Raw genomic sequence first — 20,437 nt, forward strand, 5'->3', positions numbered from 1 at the left:
TAAAAAATAAGAGGATGTTGATGCTTAAATGAACAAGGAAAATGTTTTATATAGAGATCGTAAGGATAGCAAGGAGGGGGTTCATCCCACCATACCCGACAGCCTTGTATGCTTTGTACAATTGCTGCGTCCCCGCCAGTGGTCAAAAAACATATTTGTATTTTCGGGGCTGTTATTTTATAACGGAGCTTTCAGCCTCAGTGCGGTAATGAAATCAATTTTTGCCTTTGTGATGTTCTGCGGTATTTCGAGCTGTGTCTACATCATAAACGACATTGTGGATGCTAAAAGGGACATGCTGCACCCTGTCAAAAGAAACAGACCCATTCCAAAAGGGAAAATAAGTGTAAAGAATGCTGTTATACTTGTGTTTATATTAAGCACCTCGGTTATTTTGCCGTCCTTTGGGTTTAACAGCAAGCTGGGCGCAATTATTATTGCCTATTTTATTTTAAACTTGTTATATTCGTTTAAGCTAAAAGAGCTTTTTCTCGTGGATTTAATAATAATTTCAACAGGCTTTGTTCTAAGATACATTTCGGGAGTAGCAGTACTAAACGCAAATATATATGTATGGTTTTTATTAAGCGTAGCCTTTCTGACATTTTTTCTGGGACTGAATAAGAGGAAAAAAGAGATGCTTTCTATGCAGGATTGCCCGCATAAGCACAGGAAGGCCTTGGGTGAATACTCCATTGAGTTTATAGATGCCGCTATACCTATGATAATGGCATGTACTGTGGTCTCGTATATACTCCATATATGGCATGAAATGAGTGCCCAATATATGCTCATTACTGTCCCTGTTGTCATGTACGGTATATTGAGATATGAGCAGCTTACAGTGAAAAAGAATTATGGTGAAAGCCCTGAGTTGGTATTGCTTAAGGACAAGGGCATTATTTTTACGGTGTTGTTATGGGGATTAATATACTTTTTATACAGTATAGCTCTCAAAGTGTAAAGGCATATGCATATAGGATGCGATAAAGATTTTACAAACATGGAGGATATAATTGCTTACAGAAATTTTTAATAGCAACGTAAGACTCTAAGAGTCTTCAAGACGCCTTGCGGGGAAATGTCTCACGGGTATGTCATCAGGCGCTTTTCTTAGATGTATTCCTTACGGGTCAAAAAAATTTCTTCCAGCAAGTTATATCCTCCATGTAAAATCTTTATCGCTACACATACAGCAAAAGAAAGGTACGGGCGGGTTTATGGGTATGACACAGCAGCTTGTGAAAAGCATCAGTCAAAGGGTTGTAATTTTAATAAGCGACGGAAATATCAAAAAATTCTTCAGCAGCCTTGGAGTTGTATTTATTTTCAGGTTCACAACCGCGGCCTTAAACATGGTAAGCATTGCGTTGACGGTGCGATATATAGGTGTGGCGGCTATGGGAGATATTACAATGGTTCAGAATGCGGGATATTTACTTGTTATCCCTATTGTATCGGGCATAAACTACTCTATAATAAAATATCTTCCTCAGTGCGGCATTAAGGAAAGAAATGAGTTTATAGTCTCTGCCTTTTTAGCTAACATATCTGTCACAGCGCTTTTAGTGCTTGCCTATATCTCAGCGTCGGAACTGTTTTGTAAAATAACCGGCTTTTCAACCGATAAGTGGGTGCTGAGCATTATATTCGCGGCAGCGTTAAACTTCTCAATGGTAATGGAGTCGGTGCTTAGATCTCAAAAAATGTTCTTTCGACTAAGCTGCCTGAAAATGGTGGGGTCTTTGTTCTTCTTTGCTATTGTGCTGGTATGCGGCTTCATAATGAAAAGCTTTTATTACTTTGTCATTGCAATGATAATAAACCAGTGTGTGTTTGCAATATTGGCATTTAGAGATATAAAAATAGAGAGAATGGGCTTTTCTATGAAAGCAGTCAGGCTTATTTACAGCTATGGCGCAATAAACATGGTTAGCTGGATTTTATCGTATGCTTTATTTTCCACCGACATTTTTATTGTCGGCCATTACTGCTCAGCATATGACGTTGGCCTTTACTCACTTTACCATACTAATGTGAGGAACTTTTTTAACATAATGTTCCATGAGGTTTTTGCTGTGGTGTTCCTTCCCACTATTGCGGAAATTGACAAAATGAAGGTATATAGAAAAATTATAGGTCTTATTCCCTTGCTGCTTCCTTTTTCGGTGCTTGCCAACGCAGCCTTCAGCATTGTTATGTATTTCATGTATGGAGGCACATATGAATTCAATTGGCTATATATAGGAATAGTTTCGATAAGCACAGGATTTCATTCAATTTACTGGATGCTGAATTCTGCATTTACAGTAGAGGGAAAAAGGGGTGCGGTGCTTTGCCTGTGGGTTGTGGGCGTGCCACTGCCGCTACTGCTGGCGGCTACTGTCTGGATTACAAAAAGCTTCGGCATAACGGGAGCTATGGTATCGTCACTTATAGCTCAGTTGGTGCTTATAGGTATGTTCATTCTGACAATAAAACGACTGTACTTAAAATATAATATCAGCGCCATGAGTCCTATTGTAAAAGGATAATGCAATAATATAATTTTTTTGGCAAAAGGGTTCGTTTAAAATATGTGAGCGGGGTGAAGGGATGAAGAAAAAGGTACTAATAACGGGAAGCAGCGGGGTTCTGGGGAAAAATTTAGTTGAGTATCTCGAGGCCGGGTACAGTGATTTATATGAGCTTGTGCTTTTTGACATAGCGCAGGATATGAGGCTGTATTCCCGCTTTAAGGCTTATAGCGGAGATATAAGGAACAGGGGAGAGGTTAACAGGATTATTAAGGGAATTGATATTGTGGTTCATTGTGCTTCAGCCTCCCCTTCGTATCAGGAAAAGGAGATATATGACATAATAATCAACGGTACGGCAAATTTGCTGGAATGTGCATTTAGCCGCGGAAATGTTGAAAGGTTTATTTACATATCCTCCACGTCGGTATACGGAGTTCCGGAAAAGGTTCCCGTTTATGAGAGCGATGAGGTTAAGCCTTATGACGCTTATAACAAGGGTAAGATAGAGGCTGAAAAGATATGCGGCCAGTGGAGAAAGAGGGGAAAATGCGTCAGCATATTAAGGCCCAGATCCTTTATAGGGCCGCAAAGACTGGGAACCTTCGGGATTTTATACGAATGGGCCAGTGAAGGAAGGGGCTTCCCTATGCTGGGGTCGGGGAATAACAAGTATCAGCTGCTTGCGGTGGAGGATCTCTGCCAGGCCATTTACCTTGCCATGTCGGCGGAGCGGGAAAAGGCCAATGACCTGTTTAACATAGGCGCCGCGGAGTTTTCCACTATTAAGGAGGACTATCAGGCGGTATTGGATGAAGCCGGATATAAAAGGAAAATTATTTGCCTTCCAGCTCTGCCTATGCTGGCCGCTCTTAATATTCTGGAAAAATTAAAGCTTTCTCCCTTTTATAAAAGGCTCTATATGAAATTAAACAGAGATTATTATGTTTCCATTGATAAAGCCAGAGAGAAATTAGGATACTCTCCTTTGTATTCTAATCGTGAGGCTTTAATAAGAAATTATCACTGGTATTTAGAAAATGCGGGTAAAAGGGATTATAAAGCAGGAGCCGGAAATAATGCTGTCTGGAACAGGGGAATTGTAAAGTATGCAAAATATTTTTTCTAAATACGCTATATGGTTTAGGCTTTTGCATATCCGATAACGGAGGATGTAAAATAATATCCTCCGGATATTATTTTACATCCTTTTTAGATAGTTTGTATTCTAATTTATATAAGCTGGGAGGAGAATAACATGCTTACGGTACATAAAACACAACAAAGACTGCTGACTATAGAGGATGCGGAGAGGCTGACTCCAAAGGAAACGCTATACCTGTTTAAAAAGCACATCAATCCCAATCTGGGAAAGCTGCTTAATATGCTGGGCTTTGCGCAATCGCCGCCGGTGCGTGCCAGAGGCACAAGGCTTTACCTTAAGGATGGAACGGAGATTCTTGATATGTCGGGGCATCTGGGTGTAATGAATATCGGGCATAACCATCCAAGGGTGCTGAAGGCCAGAAGGGAGTGGGCGGAGCAGGAGCAGCTAGAGTTTTGGAAATTTCATCCCTCACCCTATCAGGCTGTGTTATGTAATAACCTGGCGCAGATATTTCCTGAGGACTTGGAGGTTGTGTTTTTTTGCAACAGCGGGGCAGAGGCTAACGAAGGCGCATTAAAAATGGCTGAGAAATATGGAGGGATCGGGAGAGATATTATAGTATATACCGATATTTCCTTCCATGGTAAAACCCATGCCACGTTATCGGTTTCAGGCTCGGAAAAGCACCAGAATAAGCACTTTAAGCTTCTTCCGGGATGCGTTGAGATTCCATACGGAGATGCCGAGGCATTAGAAAGGGTTATTGCCCAGAATAAAGGAAGAATGACTAAATCGAAGGTTTGTGCATTTATAGTGGAGGCGATACGCACAGAGGGAGTGGTTATACCTCCTGAGGGATATTTTCGAAGGGTAAGGGAGATATGCGACAGGTATGATGTGGTGCTGATTATGGATGAGGTTTACTCAGGGTTTGGGCGCACGGGAAAAATGTTTGCCTTTGAGCATCATGGAATAAGTCCCGATATATGCACCTTTTCAAAGGCTTTCGGAGGAGGAAAGGGCACCTTTGCCGCATACATCGCAAGGCAGGATATTTTCCAGAGGGCATATGGGAGAATAAACGAGGCCGCTCTGCACTCATCAACCTATAATGGCTATGGGGAAGAGGTGGTATCGGCCATTGAGGCAATCAACATACTTATAGAGGAGAGGCTGGTTGAGGGGGCAGCCGAAAAAGGAGAGTACTTTTTGCAAAGGCTTAAGGAAGTACAGCAAAAGCATTCCATCGTACAGTATGTTAACGGAGTGGGGCTGCTGCTGTGCGTACGCTTTGAAAACGTAGCGTATAAGCTTGCAAAGCTGATCCCCGGCGTCCCTGAGGAGATGTTTGCAAAATTAACGACGGGGGGGATTATAACAGAGCTGTATGAAAGACATCATATACTTATTCAAACGCCTCCGCATGACACCAATCAGTTGCTGATATCTCCCCCTCTCGTGATAAGCACGGAGGAGATAGATCGCTTTATAGAGGCTCTGGATGACGTTCTGAATATGAACCTCATAGAGATAGCTAAAAAATATATCAAAAGGTATTTCGGGTAAAAGCATTGCCGTAATTATGGACGGGGAGGGACATGGATGAAAGAGGCGAGTATTGTCATTCCTACAAGGGACAAGCTGTCAAGGCTGCATTTGGTTCTAAAGGCATTGGAGGGTCAGATCAATGATGCGGTAGAGGTTGTGATCGTTTTTGACGGGTGCAGTGATGAGGTTGTTAAAAGGTTTAATGACATAAAATTGCCGTATAAAACCATAACAGTAATACATGACAGCAATGTAGGGAGGGCAAGGGCAAGAAATTCAGGGATACTGCGGGCATGCGGAGAGATAGTGATTTTCTTGGATGACGACAGGATTCCCTGCGCCGGCTTTGTGACAAAACACATAAACAGGCATAAAAACGGGAGATATATGGTTATAGGCGAAAGGGCGGAAATACATTATTCTGAAGAGAAGCTTTTGGAGATATGCAAGACAGGCTTTAGCCGTCAGGTGTTGGAGCAAATGAGGAAGAACTCTGTTAAAGAAAGGTACAATGTTATGAAAAAAGCGGCAAGAGCCATACTGGGGCAGGCTATTGAGCGTGTTACCTTTACCACAGGCAATTCTTCGGTGCCAAGGAATGAGCTGCTTAAGACAGGAATGTTTGATGAAAATTTTTCAGGATGGGGGGTTGAAGACGTAGACTTAGGGTACAGGCTGTCGAGAAATGGGCTGAGGGCGGTAAGGGATTATTCCATAGTGAACTACCATTTGCTGCACCCTGTTGACACTGGGAAGCAGAAAATTGAATACTGGAGAAATTTCAGTTACTTTATGAAAAAAATTGAAGATGACAGAATGTCAAGATTTATAATGAAGGCATTAAGTATTTTTATGTACGGGTGATATTTATGATAAGACTATTTTTAAATTCATATTTTTTAAAAAGACAGCCCTTCAGTCTCATTCATTTTATAACCAATAAATGCAATGCCTCCTGCAGCCACTGCTTTATTGATTTTGACAACCCCGAAATGTTTAAAAACGAGCTGACGCTTGAGGAGATAGAAAGGCTGTCAAAAAAGCTGGGAAAAAGCCTGTTTAATATTAACCTTACAGGAGGAGAGCCTTTTTTAAGAGAGGATATTTTTGAGATAGCCCAAATCTATTTCAGAAATACATCTATAAAATCCCTGTTTATAACCACAAACGGCACCTACACCTCACGGATTAAAAGCTTTGCGGATCGGTTTACAGCTTCGGGTATAAAGGGAAAGGTTATTTTTTCAATATCAATAGACGGAATTGCAGAGGAGCATGATAAAAACAGGGGAGTACCCGGGCTTTTTGATAAAGCCATTGAGACATATAGGGCAATTGAGGCATACAACAACAAAAGCCTTATAGCAAACATAGCTATTACAGTCACCGACACCAATTATGACAGGGTGCTTGAGGTGTATTCGCGTTTAAAGGAAATGGGAGTAGGGGCGGTTGTTTCCATATTAATGAGGGAGGCCGGAAAGGCAAAAATAAAGAATAAGGAGGCCATTCTCGATTCTTATATGGCACTTACCCGCAAAATACATGAGGATCAGCTCGCAAAAAGCACAAAAGGGTTTGGCAGTACCCTTCAGGGCACCGTTATGAACTCAAAAAATATTGTTTTAGAGAGGCTGCTTCCCGGGGTATATCTTAAAAGAAATTTTGTGGTTAACTGTTCTGCGGCAAGCCTGTTCGGGATTATTTATGCCAACGGAGAGGTTCACCCATGTGAAATGTTAAGCTTTAAGCTTGGAAATCTGAGAGACTATGACATGGATTTTTTAGTGCTGTGGAAAAACCAAAGGTCGGATGAATTCCGTAAGCTGATTAGAAAAACAAAATGCTCGTGCAGCTTTGAGTGTGCCTGGAGTATAAACATTATTTCCAATTTCAGATTTATTCCTCCTCTTTTGGGCAATTGCATAAGACTGGTGTCAGGGAAGGAGATGAAACATGGATAATTTTTTTTCGGTTATTATACCATGCTACAATGCGGAAAAGGTAATACAATATTGCCTTGATTCAATAAAAAAATCCACCTCCGCAAACTATGAAATAATCTGTGTGGACGATTTTTCCGGTGACGGAACTGTTGAGCTTATAAAAAAATACCGGGATGTAAAGCTGATTTGCATGGAAAAAAACAGGGGAGCGGCTGTGGCAAGGAATGAGGGGGCTAAACATGCGGGAGGGAATATCCTTTTGTTTATTGACTCAGATGTGGTAATTATGGCCGATACAATAGAAAAGATACAGGCTTCCTTTAGAGAAAACAACGCCGACGCGATAGTGGGAATATATTCTTCGGACCATCCCTTTAAGGAGGCCGCCTCCAACTATAAAAATCTGCACCTTCGGTATACCAGAATGGTTATGAATAAGGAAGTGCATGTATTTGACGGAAGCTGCGTTGCGATAAAAAAGAAGGTTTTTGATTCGGTATCGGGCTTTGATGAAAACATAAGGATTCTTGCGGGGGAGGACTGGGATCTTTCCAACAGAATTTGGGCAATGGGCTACAGGATTATTTTAGATAAGGATATCCCGTTTATACATAGAAAGCACTATACCTCCGCAAGTTTGTTCAGGACGGACTTAAGAAAAGCCTTCGGGGTAGTTAAATTAATGCTCAGGACAAGGAACAGGAAGCGCGGGCTGGTTAAGAGTGATACTGCGGGTTCTTTGCCCGTTTTAATGATATTTTCCATGCTTATGGTGTTTTTATTGATACCGTCAATGCTGCTGGTATTTGTAAGTGCAAAAATAGCTCCTGCCGTTTTTCTGCTTTTAATTCTGATGATTTTTTTATGCAATAAGAAATATTTCTTATTTATGTGCAAAGAAAAAAGCTTCTTATTTATGCTTGCCTCCATGGGCCTTTTTGCTCTTTATGTATGGAGCATGATTCTAGGCTTTGCGGGGGGTATACTGGACTATTATTTGCTGAAGCATAAATATTAGAGCTTATTTATATTTATATATATAGGATGCAATAAAGATTTTACAAACATGGAGGATATAATTGCTTACAGAAATTTTTAATAGCAACGAAAAGACGCCTTGCGGGGAAATGTCTCACGGGTATGTCATCAGGCGCTTTTCTTAGATGTATTCCTTACGGGTCAAAAAAATTTCTTCCATCAAGTTATATCCTCCATGTAAAATCTTTATTGCTAAATATACAGGAAAGAGGAAAATTGCAAATGCATAAAATAAAAAATCCTTTTGGCTCCACACTAAGAATTCTGTCAGTGCTGTGGCTTATATTCATGTTTTTTCATGTGATGCTTACAGGCAAAGTATTTTTATGGAGCTTTTTTGGAAGCATACCCACATTCTTTTTTGTAATAATTCCGCTAGCGTTTCTTGTCTGTGAGGTGCTGGGGAAGAAAAAAAATGTGCTTGCGCTGTTTATGGCGGCAATATCACTGGTTATGGGATTTACGCAGCTTGATATTAATCTTTTCCGGCAGAAGGGCGGCAACGCAGCCTCGGATATTTATAAGGAAATAAAAATATTCAACTGGAATACTGAGTGCTGGGATCAAAATAAGGACAAGGATGAGCTGTATCGCTTTTTAAAAAAACAGGATGCCGATATATATATTCTTCAGGAATACTTATATGGCTCCATAGATCCCCAAAGCCCGGGGATCGACAAATCGAGGCTTTTTAATATTTGCTCCGCCGTCCCGGGCTTTCCTCCTGCCTATTTGGAAATTGACGACACTGAAAGAATGAGGAAGGAATTTCCGGGATATTATCTGGCGGTCAATAAGCAATTTGTCGTTATCTCGCGTTTTCCGATACAAGCCTCTCATGCTGATTATTCTGACCAATACTCGGTAAATGATATTGAAATCTACGGCAGAGCAGTGCGGTTTTTTAATGTTCATATGCTGCTCCATATAGAACCTGTAAACCCATTTACGCGGCATTTCTATGAGACTATGGAAAGGAGGTATGCTGCAAGGCGGATAGGATTTGACAACCTGAGGAGGGATATTGAAAATACGTCTATGCCTTATTTTATATCGGGAGACTTCAATTCCACCAAAGCAATGGGGGTTATGGACATGCTTACGAAAGATAACACAGATGCCGTTAAATACTCGGATGAGCTTATTCCTCTTACATTTAACTTTAAGGGATTAAAATTCTGGAGGTTTGACTATGCATTCATACCGCGTGATAATACAAACATACAGATTAAGGAATATAAAGGCATTTATCACCAGGGGCTTTCGGATCATGATGGACTGAAAATTGTTTTGAGACTTAATATATGATATTGAATACTTCAAAATGTAGTTTTGGAGCATCAAACCTTCATAAAGACTCCCATAAAAGTTTCAAATGACCTCAAAGTAAAAAATATTTGCATATTTATAAGCGTAAACTTGCAAAAGTTAATATGATGTATTAAAATTAATTTCATAGGATACATTGTAAACTTAAGGCGGGGAATATTTTAATAACATATAAATGGGGGCATTGTAAAAATGAAGGAGTTAGAGTCATTTGACATTTCACAAATGCAGGAGTATATATCAGAGCTTGAGGGCAGGTACAAGCAGTTTAAGGATCTGGGGCTTAAGCTTGATATGTCCCGCGGAAAGCCATGTCCGGAGCAGCTTGACCTCTCGGCGGGAATTCTTGACTTTCCGCTCAGCACCGATACCTGCAAGGCATCTGACGGAACCGACTGCCGAAACTACGGGGGTATTGACGGCTTGCCTGAAATGAAGGCAATATTTGCCGAAATGCTTGAGGTAAGCACTAAAGAGGTTATTATAGGCGGAAATTCAAGCCTGAATATGATGCATGATGCCGTTGCGCGCGCAATGCTTTTGGGAGTCTGCGGAGGGAAGACGCCATGGTCAAAGCTTCCGAAGGTGAAGTTTTTATGCCCCGTGCCGGGGTACGACCGTCATTTCGGGATATGCCAGCTTATGAATATTGAAATGATAAATGTCGATATGACAGAAGATGGGCCTGATATGGATGCGGTGGAGGAGCTTGTTTCAAAGGACAAAGCAATCAAGGGAATATGGTGTGTCCCAAAATACAGTAATCCTGACGGAATAACCTTTTGCGATGAAGTGGTTGACAGGCTGGCGAAAATGGAGACAAAGGCGGATGATTTCAGAATATTCTGGGATAATGCGTATATAGTCCATCATTTAGAGGACGAAGGGGATAAGCTGAAGAACCTGCTTGAGGCGTGCAAGGAAGCGGGGAATCCCGATAGGGCATTTATATTTGCCTCCACCTCAAAAATAAGCTTCCCGGGAGCCGGTGTAGCGGCAATGGCCGCAAGTGAGGACAACATTAATTTTATAAGGAAGCAGCTGTCCAAGCAGACAATAGGCCCCGACAAGATAAACCAGCTCAGGCATACGGCATACTTTAAAAGCCTTGATGATATAAAGCAGCATATGAAAAAGCACAGCGCAATAATAAAGCCCAAATTCGATGCGGTGCTCGACATATTGGAAAAAGAGCTGGGAGGAAGGGATATTGCATGGTGGAATAAGCCGCGGGGAGGCTATTTTATAAGCCTGAACACTCTTGACGGGTGTGCGGGAGAGGTGTACGACATGGCCGGCAAGGCAGGGGTTACTCTGACAAACGTCGGGGATACCTTCCCTTACGGAAAGGACCCCAGAGACAGGAATATTCGCATAGCTCCGACATATCCCTCCCTTGAGGATTTAAAGAGCGCGATAGAAATTTTGTGCATATGCATAAAGCTGGTAAGCGCTAAGAGGAAGCTTCAGGCGGCGGGCGCACAAGGCATAGAAATCGCATAGAGGCTTGTTTGGATAACAGGGCAATCGTATTTAAAATTTTCGAAGTTTGCCACTTGACCGTCATCCTGAGCGGACAGCGAAGGATCTGCGCTACAGTAAAGAATATGTGTGTTTGCCACTTGACCGTCATCCTGAGCGGACAGCGAAGGATCTGCGCTACAGTAAAGAATATGTGTGTTTGCCACTTGACCGTCATCCTGAGCGAACAGCGAAGGATCTCTGCGCTACAGTAAAGAATATGTGTGTTTGCCACTTGACCGTCATCCTGAGCGAACAGCGAAGGATCTCTGCGCTACAGTAAAGAATATGTGTGTTTGCCACTTGACCGTCATCCTGAGCGAACAGCGAAGGATCTCTGCGCTACAGTAAAGAATATGTGTGTTTGCCACTTGACCGTCATCCTGAGCGAACAGCGAAGGATCTCTGCGATACAGTAAGAATATCTGTGTTTGCCACTTGACCGTCATCCTGAGCGAACAGCGAAGGATCTCTGCGATACAGTAAAGAATATCTGTGTTTGCCACTTGACCGTCATCCTGAGCGAACAGCGAAGGATCTCTGCGATACAGTAAAGAATATCTGTGTTTGCCACTTGACCGTCATCCTGAGCGAACAGCGAAGGATCTCTGCGATACAGTAAAGAATATCTGTGTTTGCCACTTGACCGTCATCCTGAGCGAACAGCGAAGGATCTCTGCGATACAGTAAAGAATATCTGTAAAAGTACGATATATACACTGAAGAATAGACATCAGAAGCGGTATAAATGTGTATTAGACACGGAATAACTAGAGAAAGTAATATTTGGGTGGTCGTAATGAGTGAACACTGTTACGTATATATATTAACCAACAAATTAAATACAGTTCTTTACACAGGTGTAACCAACGATCTAGTAAGAAGGATATTTGAACATAAAGAAAAAATGGTCGAGGGTTTTACAAAAAAATATAATGTTAACAAGCTTGTATATTATGGGGTATTTAGTGATATTAAATCGGCAATACAAAGGGAAAAGCAAATTAAAGGAATTACTCGACAAAAGAAAATCAACCTAATAAATATTATGAACAAGGACTGGAAAGACTTATATCGAGATATTTGCGGGTAAAAATGAAATTTTTATAGCGAGAGCTAAGAATCTTACTGTAGTGAAGAGATCCTTCGCTAGTCGCTCAGGATGACGGTGCCGGGGTTTCTATATGCGTATTAATTATAATGCGATTGCCCTGTTTTGGCATTGATAAACAATTGACTTGATTTGTTGCTTTATCAGTATTATAATTGATTTTGGATTTCAAATGGGCAAGCCCTTTTAAAAAGGGCAGGCACTGTCGGGAATTCTTAAGTATCAATCTCATATTTATAAATATCTACGCGGGGAGTGCAAATGCCCCGCAATTTTTTTGCCTGCGGACAAATCGCTAATTGAACATCCATGACTTTAACATTACCCGCAACAGCCACTGGATTTAAATAATAAAAATATGTATAATAAATAACATAATTTCACTGGAGGTAGATATAATTTGAGAAAAACATATGAAAGTCCCTTTAATGCAAGATATGCAAGCCCCGAGATGCAGGAGATCTTCTCCCCGGATATGAAGTTCAAAACATGGAGAAGGCTTTGGATTGCCTTAGCTGAAGCGGAAAAGGAGCTGGGGCTTAATATAACCGATAAGCAGATTGAAGAACTGAAAAGCCGCAAGGATGATATAAACTATGATGTTGCGGAGAAGAAGGAAAAGGAATTCAGGCACGATGTAATGGCGCATGTACACGCATATGGAGAGCAGTGCCCCGGAGCAAGGGGAATAATACATTTAGGGGCTACCTCCTGCTATGTGGGAGACAACACCGATATAATTGTAATGAACGAGGCGTTGAAGCTTGTAAAGAATAAGCTTGTAAATGTCGTGAAAAAGCTTTCGGAATTTGCCGTAAATTACAAGGATATGCCTACCTTAGGCTTTACACATTACCAGCCGGCCCAGCTTGTGACGGTGGGCAAAAGGGCGTGTCTGTGGATTCAGGATCTGTTATTGGATATTGAAGAGGTTGAGTTTGTCATTTCATCAATGAAGCTGCTGGGCTCAAAAGGCACCACCGGCACGCAGGCCAGCTTTTTAAGCCTATTTGACGGGGATCATGAAAAGGTGAGGCGGCTTGAAGCTATTATAGCCGATAAAATGGGCTTTGACAGTGTGTTCCCGGTATCGGGCCAGACATATACAAGGAAGCTTGACAGCAGAGTATTGAATGTATTGAGCCAGATCGCCCAAAGCGCGTATAAGTTCAGCAATGATATGAGGCTTTTGCAGAGCATGAAGGAAATTGAGGAGCCGTTTGAAGAAAAGCAGATAGGCTCGTCGGCAATGGCATATAAGAGAAATCCCATGAGAAGCGAAAGGATTTCATCTCTTGCAAGGTATGTAATAGTGGATGCCTTAAATCCTGCCATTACAGCCTCTACCCAATGGTTCGAGAGGACTCTTGACGATTCCGCAAATAAAAGAATAAGCGTGCCGGAGGCATTTTTGGCTGTCGATGCCATACTTAACATATACATCAATGTTTCGGAGGGGCTTGTGGTCTATCCTAAGGTTATACACAGGCATGTTATGGAGGAGCTTCCGTTCATGGCAACCGAAAACATAATGATGGAGGCTGTTAAGCGCGGAGGCGACAGGCAGGAGCTGCATGAAAGGATAAGGGTTCATTCCCTTGAGGCGGCAAAGCAGGTTAAGGTTGAAGGGAAAAAGAACGATCTTATGGAAAGAATAGCTTCCGACAACATGTTCGGAATGACTCTCGAGGAGCTGTATTCGGTGCTGGAGCCTAAAAATTATGTGGGAAGAGCCCCCGAGCAGGTTGACGACTTTATAAGCCAATTTGTGAGGCCTGTTCTGGAAAAGAATTATACAGGAGATATAGACGTAATTCTCAAGGTTTAAGGCTGTAAAATATTGTTGAAGAATAACCGATAATACTATAGAATTAGTTAAGGCGTAATTATGTCAGGAAATGTTTGTGTGAGGAGGCTCTCTTGTGATAAACAAATATAGTGATGTACCTTTATATTGCCAGCTAAAAGCATTAGTACTTAAGAAAATAGACAGCGGCGACTATGCACAGGACTCAAAAATACCTTCCGAGCAGGAGCTGTGTGATATATACAATATCAGCAGGCCGACTGTCCGCCAGGCAATAAGCGAATTGACAAACAGCGGATATTTGTATAAAGAGAAGGGCAAGGGCACATTTGTTTCCAAATCCAAGACGCATATTGACATAAAAAGCTATTCAGGCTTTACCGATTCACTTTTAGACAGTGAGGTACCCGGAGAAAAAGAGATTATTTCTATAGCTGTTATAAAAAACACCGAATTTCAGAAGCTGGACGAGGTTTTTACTATTTTGCGGAACCAGAGGGTGGATTTTGCCGAGATAAAGTATGTTTCCGTACGGAACGGAGAGGTATTTGCGTTAAATGTCTCTTATATACCCATAAGCCTGTTTCCCAATATAGTTGAGGATATAAAAGACAAAAAGCCGTCCTACGATATAATGAGAGGGAAGTACCCGTTAATACCCGCTAAAACAAAGAGCTGCCTTGAGGTCATATATGCCGAGCAGTGTGATTCGCAGTTTTTGCAGGTTCAGACGGGACAAGCCCTTATAAGAATAGAGAATGTTTTGTACTCCAAGAGCTCTCAGGCGGTGGAGCATGTTATAACAAAATACCGCGCGGATAAATGCAAGCTTATTTTTGAAAATTCCAGATAAGTTATGCATAATGCGGGTTTGCGAAAAAGGAGACAGCATGGATGGAAGCAGCTATAATTGAATTCTTAAAGGAATTTGTTGAAAAGAATGTTTTTTTGGTATACTTCATTTTATTTATTTCTTCCGTGCTTCAGATGGTTTTCCCTCCGCACCCCGGGGATACGATACTGGTTTTCGGGGGGTATGTTACGACACTGGGTATATTCTACAGCTTTCCCACGGTTTTTTTAAATGCCATGGCAGGGACTGTTTTGGGCTCTATAGTAATTTATATATTTGGGTATAACAAGGGAAGCGATGTGTTTAAGTACAGGCTCATAAAAAGATACGTTGACGAAAAGCACAGAAAAAGAGCGGACAGGATATTTAAGAAATATGGGGTGTATGCAATAGTAATAAGCAAGTTTGTGCCGGGCGTAAATGCGATAATGCTTTTGATGGCGGGAATGTTCAAGGTCAGGCGCAGAGATGTGTACCTGTCTGTTGTGGCTTCAACTGTCGTACACCACACGCTGGCGCTTTTACTTGGAAGGTTCATAGGAAATAATATTTCCCGTATAAACAGTGTTCTCAAAACTTACAACGGCATTGGGCTTGCGCTGCTGTGCGTACTGACGGCGTCGGGGATAGTGTATGTTATTCTTAAGCGCAAAAGGGCAAAGGCGTAAAATCCTTGTGATATGGTATAATGTTTTTGATTCATGCAATTTAAGGAGGGAAGAACATGAGACCGCTTGAGTATAAGGACGGTATTTTAAAGCTGATAGATCAGACAAAGCTGCCTTCTGAATATAAGGTAGTAGACTGTGCCACCTATATGGAGGTGGCTGACGCCATAAGGGATATGATAGTGAGGGGGGCTCCTGCAATAGGAGTTTCAGCGGCATATGGCGTGGCCATAGGTGCGCTTTCGGCGCGGGATGGCTCAAAGGAGGAGTTTTTCTGCGAGCTGGATGAGATATGCAATGTTCTGCGCGGAACCAGACCCACGGCGGTAAACCTTTTCTGGGCCATAGACAGGGTGTACCGCAAGGCCTTGGACAACAGGGACAGGTCTGTTTCGGAGATCAAGGACATTATTGCACAAGAGGCCTGCAATATGGATTGTGAGGATGTTGAAACCAACAAGGCAATAGGAATGCATGGAAACAAGCTCATAAAAAACAATTACACAATACTTACACACTGCAACGCAGGTGCGCTTGCAACCTGTGACTACGGCACCGCGCTCAGCGTGATGAGGATGGCGCACAGCGAGGGGAAAAACATAAGGGTTATTGCAGATGAAACGAGGCCCTACCTTCAGGGAGCGAGGCTTACGGCATGGGAGCTTAAGCAGGACGGTATTCCCGTTACGCTAATATGCGACAATATGGCGGGGCATTTTATGAAGCTGGGCAAAATAGACTGTGTGATTGTCGGGGCGGACAGGATTGCCGTAAACGGTGATACCGCAAACAAGATAGGGACATATTCGGTGGCGGTTCTGGCGAAGGAAAACAATATACCCTTTTATGTTGCGGCCCCTGTTTCCACAATTGATTTTTCAATGCAGACGGGTGACAGCATACCCATAGAGGAGAGAAGTCGTGAGGAGGTTACTCATATAAAGGGAATCCCTGTTGCTCCCGAGGGAATAGACGTAATGAATCCCGCGTTTGATGTAACGCCGAGCAGGTATATAACGGCTATAATCACTGAAAAGGGAATAGCTTATCCCCCGTTTGAAAAGAATCTGAAGGATATGGAATAAGGACATAAATTATTCCATTTATATATAGCGATAAAGATTTTACATGGAGGATATAACTTGATGGAAGAAATTTTTTTGACCCGTAAGGAATACATCTAAGAAAAGTGAATGAATGCTCGTGCCCTAGAGACATTTCCCCCAAATTCATCTTTTCGTTGCTATTAAAAATTTCTGTAAGCAATTATATCCTCTATGTTTGTAAAATCTTTATCGTGTCCTGCATATAATAAAAATTCTTCAATACATGGGTACATACAGAAAGCTTATTTGGCTCATAATAAAATAAGTACCCCGCAATATCAGGATAATTTATTGACAAAAGATATATTAGTTAGTATAATATCTTTTGTCGGTTTAAGAGGTGGCTTATGAAGGTTGATATTTCAGGTATTGAAAAAACTGATGGATCCTCATTGCAAATAGAGTATAATAGTTTGATTGAGGATTTAAATTCTATTTTAGACCATGAGTTTTTATTTAATGCCCCCGTTGAGTTTAACGGAAGTGTGGCAAATGTAGGGGGAGTTTTAAAGCTGAATGGGCGACTGAAGACCGATTATACGGTAGGATGTTACAGGTGCCTTAAGGAGATCCATGATAAGCTGGATTTGCTTATATGTGAGGAGTTTGTGAATGCCGGGGAAAATATGAATGTAGAGGTATATACATATGAAGGCGGCTTCATAGAGCTTGATAAGGTGCTTATAGATAATATCATATTGAATCTTCCAATGAAGAAGATGTGTTCGGAGGAATGTAAGGGGATATGTCCGACATGCGGTGCAGACTTAAATCACAATGAATGTAACTGCAGAACGGATGCCATACATCCAGGTATGGAAGCATTAAAAAATTTTTTTAACAATTAAAATATTTAATTTTATATGTAAGCAGCGTTTTACGGTTGCAGTGGTAGGGAGGTGTAATGCATGGCAAATCCAAAGCGTAAATGGTCCAAAGCCAGGACCGGTGCCAGAAGGTCACAGTGGAAGCTGACAATACCAGGGCTGGTAAGCTGTCCCCAGTGTCATTCTTTTAAACTGCCTCATAGAGTTTGTAAGGAATGTGGTTATTACAAGGGGAAAGAAGTCATTAAAGTTGAAGCTAAATAATATGTTATAAACCGGAAAAGCGGCAGGTTTTTAAAACTGCTGCTTTTTTCTTGAGGAGGACTAATTTTTGAAACATCAGCCGGCTGCCGTTCAGTGCGTTTTACCGCTGAGTATAGCTGAGGAGGCGGGCATTGAGCAGGGTGATGCCATACTATCAATAAACGGTGAAAAAATTAAAGATATATTTGATTACAGGTTTCTTATTGCAGATCAGGAGCTGGTGCTTGAGGTTCTTAAAAAGAACGGAGAGATATGGAGCATAGAGGTAGAAAAGGACGAATATGAGGATTTGGGAATTGATTTTGAATTCTCAATGATAGACCGCGAGAAAAGCTGTACAAATAAATGCATATTCTGCTTCATAGATCAATTGCCTCCCGGAATGAGAGATACACTGTACTTTAAGGATGACGACTCAAGGCTTTCGTTTCTTACGGGAAATTATGTCACCTTAACAAATATGAGTGACGACGATATAGACAGGATTATAAGGTATAGGATGTCTCCCATTAATGTATCTGTACACTGTACAAATCCAGAGCTTAGAAGGTATATGCTTAAAAACAGGTTTGCAGGCAATATACTGGACAGGATAAAAAAGCTGACGTCTCACGGGATCGAAATAAACTGCCAGATTGTCCTATGCAGAGGGATAAATGACGGAGAAGAGCTTGACAGGACAATCTCCGAGCTTGCCGTGCTGTATCCGGGGATAAAAAGCATTTCAATAGTGCCTGTGGGAATAAGCAGGTACAGAGAAGGGCTTGAGCATCTGGAGCCTTATGGGAAGGAAGCGTCTGCCGAGGTTATAGGCCAGATGCATAAATGGCAAAAGAGATTGCATAAAAAATACCGCTCAAGGCTTGCATATCTTTCCGATGAGTTCTATATAATGGCGGGAGTGCCTTTGCCCCGATATGAGGAGTATGAGGATTTCCCGCAGATAGAGAACGGGGTGGGGCTTGCCGCGTCGCTAAAGCATGAATTTTATGAATTCCTTGAAGCAGCGGATTTAAAATGCGTGTCTCCGAGGAAGGTCAGTATAGCTACGGGTGTTTCTGCATTCGCTCTTATACGGGAATTGTCGGATGTGCTTGAAAGAAGGCTTGGCACTGTAAAGGTAAATGTATTTGCTATAAAAAATGAATTTTTTGGAGAAAATGTTACAGTAACGGGTCTGCTGACGGGAGGGGACATTATTTCCCAATTAAAGGACAAGGCTCTGGGAGAGGAGCTTCTTATATCGTCAAGTATGCTCCGTGCGGGAGAGAGGGTTCTTTTGGACGATTGCAGTGTAGAGGCAATGGAGCGGCAGCTTAATGTAAAAATAGCCGTTGTTGAGAATGACGGCAAAGACTTTATTGAAAAAGTAGTGGGAAAGATTATATAATAAGTAGGACTTATTATGGAATATAGAGGTGAAAATATTGGCAAAACCTATTGTGGCAATAGTTGGAAGACCTAATGTGGGTAAATCGACTTTTTTTAATTATGTTGCAGGTAAAAGAATATCTATTGTTGAGGACACTCCGGGAGTTACCCGCGACAGGATATATACAGAGGTGGAGTGGAGAGGCAGAAAATTTACGCTGATAGACACCGGGGGAATAGAGCCTTATAGTGAAAACAAGATAATGCAGCAAATGAAAAGGCAGGCGGAGATGGCTGTCGAGATGGCAGAGGTAATAGTTTTTATGGTAGACATGAAGGATGGGCTTACCGCCTCCGACAAAGAGGTTGCCGTCATGCTCAGGAAGTCGGGCAAGCCCGTTATACTGACCGTTAATAAGGTTGACAGGGTGGGCGAGCTTCCTGCCGAGGCTTATGAATTTTATAATCTGGGATTGGGGGATATAATGCCGATATCGTCCGTTCATGGTCTTGGAATGGGAGACTTGCTGGATGAGATATTCAAGTATTTTTCCGAGGATGTGGAGGACGAATACGACGCCGAGGTAATAAAGGTGGCGGTGGTAGGAAAGCCCAATGCCGGAAAGTCTTCTCTTATAAATAAGATACTCGGAGAGGAAAGGGTCATTGTAAGCGAGGTGGCGGGGACTACCAGAGATGCTATAGATACATATGCGGAGGTAGACGGCGATAAGTTTGTGTTCATTGATACCGCAGGGATAAGAAGAAAGAGCAAGGTGGAGGAAAACATTGAAAGATACAGCGTAATGCGTGCATGGGGAGCAGTAGACAGGGCGGATGTATGCCTTATATTGATTGACGCCGTGGACGGAGTTACCGAGCAGGACACAAAGATTGCGGGATATGCACATGAAGCAGGGAAGGCTTCCATTATTGTGGTAAACAAATGGGATATAGTCGAGAAAGAAACCGGCACACTGGAGGAGTACCGCAAGAGGGTGCACGAAAAGCTGGGCTTTATGACCTATGCGCCGGTAATATTTATCTCTGCCAAAACCGGGCAGAGGGTAAACAAAATTTATGAACTGATAAAGTATGTTGCAAATCAGGCGGCACTCAGGATTTCCACAGGGATGCTCAATGATCTTGTGGGGGAAGCGGTTGCCATGGTTCAGCCGCCTTCGGATAAAGGAAAAAGGCTCAAGATATTATATGCTACACAGGTGGCGGTCAAGCCGCCCACGTTTGTTATATTTATAAATAATTCGGAGCTTTTTCACTATTCCTATGAAAGATACCTTGAAAACCAGTTAAGAAAGAATTTTGGGTTTGAGGGGACGCCTATAAAATTAATACACAGAGAAAAGGAAAAGTCATGACAAAATATCCTTGTATATAAGTATAAAAAAATAAATTGGATAAGG

18 protein-coding genes are annotated in these 20,437 nt (G+C 41.9%); all 18 read left to right on the top strand.

The features are described 5' to 3' along the window. Positions 1-28: 28 nt before the first annotated feature. The 18 genes from DFR58_RS02185 to der all read left to right on the top strand — a co-directional run bounded on the left by DFR58_RS02185 (position 29) and on the right by der (position 20,392). A complete protein-coding gene (locus tag DFR58_RS02185) occupies positions 29-964 on the top strand; it encodes a decaprenyl-phosphate phosphoribosyltransferase (protein WP_114296169.1) in 936 nt (311 codons plus the stop codon). A gap of 256 nt (positions 965-1,220) precedes the next feature. Then, positions 1,221-2,534 carry a lipopolysaccharide biosynthesis protein gene (locus DFR58_RS02190; protein WP_170137999.1) on the top strand — a complete coding sequence of 438 codons (1,314 nt, stop codon included), beginning with the start codon at positions 1,221-1,223 and terminating at the stop codon, positions 2,532-2,534. Positions 2,535-2,595: 61 nt separating this feature from the next. Continuing rightward, positions 2,596-3,645 carry an NAD-dependent epimerase/dehydratase family protein gene (locus tag DFR58_RS02195; RefSeq protein ID WP_114296171.1) on the top strand — a complete coding sequence of 350 codons (1,050 nt, stop codon included), beginning with the start codon at positions 2,596-2,598 and terminating at the stop codon, positions 3,643-3,645. 129 nt (positions 3,646-3,774) lie between these two features. Next, the gene (locus tag DFR58_RS02200; protein ID WP_114296172.1) at positions 3,775-5,190 is read left to right on the top strand and encodes an aspartate aminotransferase family protein; all 1,416 of its coding nucleotides are present in this window, start codon (positions 3,775-3,777) and stop codon (positions 5,188-5,190) included. A gap of 36 nt (positions 5,191-5,226) precedes the next feature. Continuing rightward, positions 5,227-6,036 carry a glycosyltransferase family 2 protein gene (locus DFR58_RS02205; RefSeq protein ID WP_114296173.1) on the top strand — a complete coding sequence of 270 codons (810 nt, stop codon included), beginning with the start codon at positions 5,227-5,229 and terminating at the stop codon, positions 6,034-6,036. A 5-nt stretch (positions 6,037-6,041) separates the two neighbouring features. Beyond that, positions 6,042-7,136 (top strand): radical SAM protein, encoded by a 1,095-nt coding sequence (locus DFR58_RS02210; protein ID WP_114296174.1) that lies wholly within the window; start codon positions 6,042-6,044, stop codon positions 7,134-7,136. Next, on the top strand, positions 7,129-8,136 hold the full coding sequence (locus DFR58_RS02215) for a glycosyltransferase family 2 protein (RefSeq protein ID WP_114296175.1): 1,008 nt from the start codon (positions 7,129-7,131) through the stop codon (positions 8,134-8,136). The genes DFR58_RS02210 and DFR58_RS02215 overlap by 8 nt, the downstream gene beginning before the upstream one ends. A gap of 242 nt (positions 8,137-8,378) precedes the next feature. After that, entirely contained in the window at positions 8,379-9,464 is a 1,086-nt protein-coding gene (locus DFR58_RS02220; RefSeq protein ID WP_114296176.1) for an endonuclease/exonuclease/phosphatase family protein, read from the top strand. A gap of 213 nt (positions 9,465-9,677) precedes the next feature. Further along, positions 9,678-10,988: an aspartate aminotransferase type Ic gene (locus tag DFR58_RS02225; protein WP_114296177.1), complete on the top strand. Its 1,311-nt coding sequence runs from the start codon at positions 9,678-9,680 to the stop codon at positions 10,986-10,988. A gap of 817 nt (positions 10,989-11,805) precedes the next feature. Continuing rightward, positions 11,806-12,099 carry a GIY-YIG nuclease family protein gene (locus DFR58_RS02230; protein ID WP_114296178.1) on the top strand — a complete coding sequence of 98 codons (294 nt, stop codon included), beginning with the start codon at positions 11,806-11,808 and terminating at the stop codon, positions 12,097-12,099. A 418-nt stretch (positions 12,100-12,517) separates the two neighbouring features. Further along, a complete protein-coding gene (gene purB / locus DFR58_RS02235) occupies positions 12,518-13,945 on the top strand; it encodes an adenylosuccinate lyase (RefSeq protein ID WP_114296179.1) in 1,428 nt (475 codons plus the stop codon). A gap of 94 nt (positions 13,946-14,039) precedes the next feature. Continuing rightward, positions 14,040-14,777 carry a GntR family transcriptional regulator gene (locus DFR58_RS02240; RefSeq protein WP_114296180.1) on the top strand — a complete coding sequence of 246 codons (738 nt, stop codon included), beginning with the start codon at positions 14,040-14,042 and terminating at the stop codon, positions 14,775-14,777. Between the two features lie 41 nt (positions 14,778-14,818). Continuing rightward, a complete protein-coding gene (locus DFR58_RS02245; RefSeq protein ID WP_114296181.1) occupies positions 14,819-15,445 on the top strand; it encodes a DedA family protein in 627 nt (208 codons plus the stop codon). Positions 15,446-15,501: 56 nt separating this feature from the next. Continuing rightward, positions 15,502-16,530 carry an S-methyl-5-thioribose-1-phosphate isomerase gene (gene mtnA, locus DFR58_RS02250; RefSeq protein ID WP_114296182.1) on the top strand — a complete coding sequence of 343 codons (1,029 nt, stop codon included), beginning with the start codon at positions 15,502-15,504 and terminating at the stop codon, positions 16,528-16,530. A 368-nt stretch (positions 16,531-16,898) separates the two neighbouring features. Continuing rightward, a complete protein-coding gene (locus DFR58_RS02255; RefSeq protein WP_114296183.1) occupies positions 16,899-17,399 on the top strand; it encodes a YceD family protein in 501 nt (166 codons plus the stop codon). 60 nt (positions 17,400-17,459) lie between these two features. After that, positions 17,460-17,642 carry a 50S ribosomal protein L32 gene (gene rpmF / locus DFR58_RS02260; RefSeq protein WP_114296184.1) on the top strand — a complete coding sequence of 61 codons (183 nt, stop codon included), beginning with the start codon at positions 17,460-17,462 and terminating at the stop codon, positions 17,640-17,642. Between the two features lie 67 nt (positions 17,643-17,709). Further along, positions 17,710-19,032 carry a DUF512 domain-containing protein gene (locus DFR58_RS02265; RefSeq protein ID WP_114296185.1) on the top strand — a complete coding sequence of 441 codons (1,323 nt, stop codon included), beginning with the start codon at positions 17,710-17,712 and terminating at the stop codon, positions 19,030-19,032. 37 nt (positions 19,033-19,069) lie between these two features. Then, entirely contained in the window at positions 19,070-20,392 is a 1,323-nt protein-coding gene (gene der / locus DFR58_RS02270; protein WP_114296186.1) for a ribosome biogenesis GTPase Der, read from the top strand. Positions 20,393-20,437 lie beyond the last annotated feature (45 nt).

It is taken from the genome of Anaerobacterium chartisolvens (genome assembly GCF_003337415.1).
GTDB classification, from domain to species: domain Bacteria; phylum Bacillota; class Clostridia; order Acetivibrionales; family DSM-27016; genus Anaerobacterium; species Anaerobacterium chartisolvens.

Bases quoted from the DNA above. Each gene is read 5' to 3' on its own strand.
- DFR58_RS02185 (WP_114296169.1), top strand. From the start codon at position 29: ATGAACAAGGAAAATGTTTTATATAGAGATCGTAAGGATAGCAAGGAG.
- DFR58_RS02190 (WP_170137999.1), top strand. From the start codon at position 1,221: ATGGGTATGACACAGCAGCTTGTGAAAAGCATCAGTCAAAGGGTTGTA.
- DFR58_RS02195 (WP_114296171.1), top strand. From the start codon at position 2,596: ATGAAGAAAAAGGTACTAATAACGGGAAGCAGCGGGGTTCTGGGGAAA.
- DFR58_RS02200 (WP_114296172.1), top strand. From the start codon at position 3,775: ATGCTTACGGTACATAAAACACAACAAAGACTGCTGACTATAGAGGAT.
- DFR58_RS02205 (WP_114296173.1), top strand. From the start codon at position 5,227: ATGAAAGAGGCGAGTATTGTCATTCCTACAAGGGACAAGCTGTCAAGG.
- DFR58_RS02210 (WP_114296174.1), top strand. From the start codon at position 6,042: ATGATAAGACTATTTTTAAATTCATATTTTTTAAAAAGACAGCCCTTC.
- DFR58_RS02215 (WP_114296175.1), top strand. From the start codon at position 7,129: ATGGATAATTTTTTTTCGGTTATTATACCATGCTACAATGCGGAAAAG.
- DFR58_RS02220 (WP_114296176.1), top strand. From the start codon at position 8,379: ATGCATAAAATAAAAAATCCTTTTGGCTCCACACTAAGAATTCTGTCA.
- DFR58_RS02225 (WP_114296177.1), top strand. From the start codon at position 9,678: ATGAAGGAGTTAGAGTCATTTGACATTTCACAAATGCAGGAGTATATA.
- DFR58_RS02230 (WP_114296178.1), top strand. From the start codon at position 11,806: ATGAGTGAACACTGTTACGTATATATATTAACCAACAAATTAAATACA.
- DFR58_RS02245 (WP_114296181.1), top strand. From the start codon at position 14,819: ATGGAAGCAGCTATAATTGAATTCTTAAAGGAATTTGTTGAAAAGAAT.
- mtnA (WP_114296182.1), top strand. From the start codon at position 15,502: ATGAGACCGCTTGAGTATAAGGACGGTATTTTAAAGCTGATAGATCAG.
- DFR58_RS02255 (WP_114296183.1), top strand. From the start codon at position 16,899: ATGAAGGTTGATATTTCAGGTATTGAAAAAACTGATGGATCCTCATTG.
- rpmF (WP_114296184.1), top strand. From the start codon at position 17,460: ATGGCAAATCCAAAGCGTAAATGGTCCAAAGCCAGGACCGGTGCCAGA.